Consider the following 1,770-nt stretch of genomic DNA (forward strand, 5'->3'; position numbering starts at 1 on the left):
TTTGCCTGCTACCGGGCGATCTCAGAACTGCGCTTCGCTCAACGCATTGACCGGCACCGCGCCTGCCACGACGGCATCGCGCAAGGCCGACGCCTGCGACAGGATGTGCTCCGCGAAGAAATGCGCGGTCGCGATCTTGGCATCGCTGAAGGAAGGATCCTCGCCACACTTCGCATCCGCGGCCAGCATCGCGCGCCCAAGCTGCCAGCCCGAGAACACGATGCCGCAGAGCTTCAGGTAAGGCACGCTGCCGGCGAACACGGCATTCGGATCCGACTTGGCATTGGCCACCACGAACGCCACCACCGCCTCCAGCGCCTCGCGCCCCTTGGCCAGTTGCGCTTGCACCGCGGAGAAAGCCGCGCCGCCATGCTTGCCCAGCGCCGCCTCGGTTTCAGCGATCTGCGCGCAGATGCCGCGCGCCACGGCGCCGCCGTCGCGCACCGTCTTGCGGCCGACCAGGTCGTTGGCCTGGATCGCGGTCGTGCCTTCGTAGATCGGCAGGATGCGGGCGTCGCGATAGTGCTGCGCCGCGCCGGTCTCCTCGATGAAGCCCATGCCGCCGTGCACCTGCACGCCAAGACTGGTGACATCGATCGACAGCTCGGTGCTCCAGCCCTTGACGATGGGCACCATGAACTCGTAGAAGGCCTCGTTCTGCTTGCGCACCGCTTCGTCGGGATGCTGGTGCGCCGTATCGCATGCCGCCGCGGCCACGTAGGCCACCGCGCGCGCGCCTTCGGTCAGCGAGCGCATGGTCATCAGCATGCGCTTGACGTCGGGGTGATGGATGATGGTCACCGCCTCGCGGGCCGAGCCGTCGACCGGCCGGCTTTGCACGCGCTCGCGCGCAAAGGCTACCGCCTGCTGGTAGGCGCGCTCGGAGACCGCGATACCCTGCATGCCGACCGAGAAACGTGCCGAGTTCATCATGATGAACATGTATTCCAGGCCGCGATTCTCCTCRCCCACCAGCGTGCCGATGGCGCCGCCGTGGTCGCCGAACTGCAGCACGGCGGTGGGGCTGGCCTTGATGCCCAGCTTGTGTTCGATCGACACGCAGTGCGCATCGTTGCGCGCGCCCAGCGAGCCGTCTTCGTTCACCAGGAACTTGGGCACGATGAACAGCGAGATGCCCTTGACGCCCTCGGGTGCCGTCGGCGTGCGCGCCAGCACGAGATGGACGATGTTCTTCGCCATGTCGTGTTCGCCGTAGGTGATGAAGATCTTGGTGCCGAACACCTTGTAGGTACCGTCGCCCTGCGGCTCGGCGCGCGTGCGTACCGCCGCCAGGTCCGAGCCGGCCTGCGGCTCGGTCAGGTTCATGGTGCCGGTCCATTCGCCGGAGATCAGCCTGGGCAGGAAGGTGGCTTTCTGCGCATCGCTGCCSGCGGTCAGCAGGGCTTCGATGGCGCCGTCGGTCAGCAGCGGGCACAGCGCGAACGACAGGTTGGCCGAGTTCAGCATCTCGTTGCAGGCGGTGGCGATCAGCTTGGGCAAGCCCTGGCCSCCGAATTCCTGCGGATGCAGCACGCCCTGCCAGCCGCCTTCGCCGAACTGGCGGAAGGCGTCCTTGAAGCCGGGCGTGGTGGTGACCACGCCGTCCTTCCAGCTGCTGGGATCGGTGTCGCCGATGCGGTTGAGCGGCGCCAGCACCTGTTCGTTGAACTTGGCGGCCTCATCGAGCACCGCCTGCGCCGTCTCGGGCGTGGCGTCCTCGAAGCCGGGCAGCTGGCTGACAGCGTCAAGGCCGGCCAGTTCGTTCATCAC

At 67.2% G+C, this 1,770-nt stretch carries 1 protein-coding gene; it reads right to left on the reverse strand.

Annotation, left to right across the window (positions count from 1 at the left end; translation table 11 throughout):
* Positions 1 to 21: 21 nt before the first annotated feature.
* The coding region (locus AC1DS6_RS42450) for an acyl-CoA dehydrogenase (RefSeq protein WP_477104783.1) at positions 22 to 1,770 on the reverse strand (1,749 nt) is incomplete at its 5' end.

The sequence above is a fragment of the Cupriavidus sp. 05L310 genome (assembly GCF_056398185.1).